A 1086-nucleotide genomic window follows, 5' to 3' on the forward strand; every position below is an offset into this window, starting at 1 on the left:
GGGCCTGCGCGGGGGCGCCGGTCCCGGACCCCGCCGCCCCCGCGCAGGCCCCGCTCCTCCCGCAGGACCACCTGCGCACCGAGTTCCCCTTCCAGCTGCCGCGCGGCTACGTCGACGACTCGGGCACCGTCCACCGGGACGGCGTCATGCGCCTGTCGACGGCGAGGGACGAACTGGTCCCGCTGCGGGACGTCCGCGTCCAGGAGAACCCGGCGTACCTGTCGGTGGTGCTGCTGGGCCGGGTCATCACCCGGCTCGGCACGCTGCCGATGGTCCACGACGGCATCGTGGAGAACATGTTTGCCTCCGACCTGGCGTTCCTTCAGGACTTCTACCGCCAGATCAACGCGGAGGGGCACACCCGCGCGGCCGTGCGGTGTCCCCACTGCGCGGAGCACTTCGAGGTGGAACTCGGCGGGAGCCGCCTGGGGGAATCGTGACGTACGCGACCGACCGGCTGCACGAGGAGATCGCGTACGTCGCCTACCACTTCCACTGGAGCATGGACGAGATCCTGGACCTGGAACACCACGACCGCCGCCGCTTCACGAGCGAGATCGCGTCCCTGGTGACGCGTGCCGGGTCGGAGGGCTGAGGGATGGGGTTCCTGGGGCGGTTGCGGGGGCGCGGGAACGGGACGGAGGCCTCCGGCGCGGGTGGCGGCGAGGTCGCTGCCGGGGCCGTGTCCTCCGGGGCTGGAGCCGAGTCCGGGGCTGAGGCCGGGGAGCGGTCCGATGCCGGTACGGGTGTATCGGGCGTGGGCGCGGATGCCGGTCCGGCGGTGACCGCCTCCTGGTCGGGACTGCCGCCGATCCGGCGTGCGCTGGCCTCGGGGCAGGGGTCCGGGGTCGCGGACGCGGGCTTCGGCGGGCGGTTGCCGACGTGGCAGAACCCGTCGTTCATGGGCATGACGTCCCATGCGGTCCTGGACGGGCGGTCGAGCGCCGTACTGGGCGACGCACCGCGTCGTCCTACCTCGGGCCGCCCGGTGTCGGGCCTGGAACGCCGGGCGGGTGCGCTGCCGTTGGTGCCGTTGGCGCCGTCGGCGGGTTCGGAGCCGGTGCCGCAGCGGCCACCGGCGGTGCC

Annotated in this window: 3 protein-coding genes; all 3 read left to right on the forward strand. The window is 74.0% G+C overall.

What is annotated here, in order from left to right; translation table 11 throughout:
* The coding region (locus K4G64_RS39295; protein ID WP_221760624.1) for a hypothetical protein at nucleotides 1-440 on the forward strand (440 nt) is incomplete at its 5' end.
* The gene (locus K4G64_RS39300; RefSeq protein WP_221760625.1) at nucleotides 437-595 is read left to right on the forward strand and encodes a DUF6760 family protein; all 159 of its coding nucleotides are present in this window, start codon (nucleotides 437-439) and stop codon (nucleotides 593-595) included. The genes K4G64_RS39295 and K4G64_RS39300, both read left to right, overlap by 4 nt.
* 162 nt (nucleotides 596-757) lie before the next feature.
* Nucleotides 758-1086: hypothetical protein (locus K4G64_RS39305; RefSeq protein WP_221760626.1), on the forward strand; the 329-nt coding region annotated here is incomplete at its 3' end.

Source organism: Streptomyces sp. WAC04114, assembly GCF_019733245.1.
In the GTDB taxonomy this organism is placed as follows: domain Bacteria; phylum Actinomycetota; class Actinomycetes; order Streptomycetales; family Streptomycetaceae; genus Streptomyces; species Streptomyces massasporeus_A.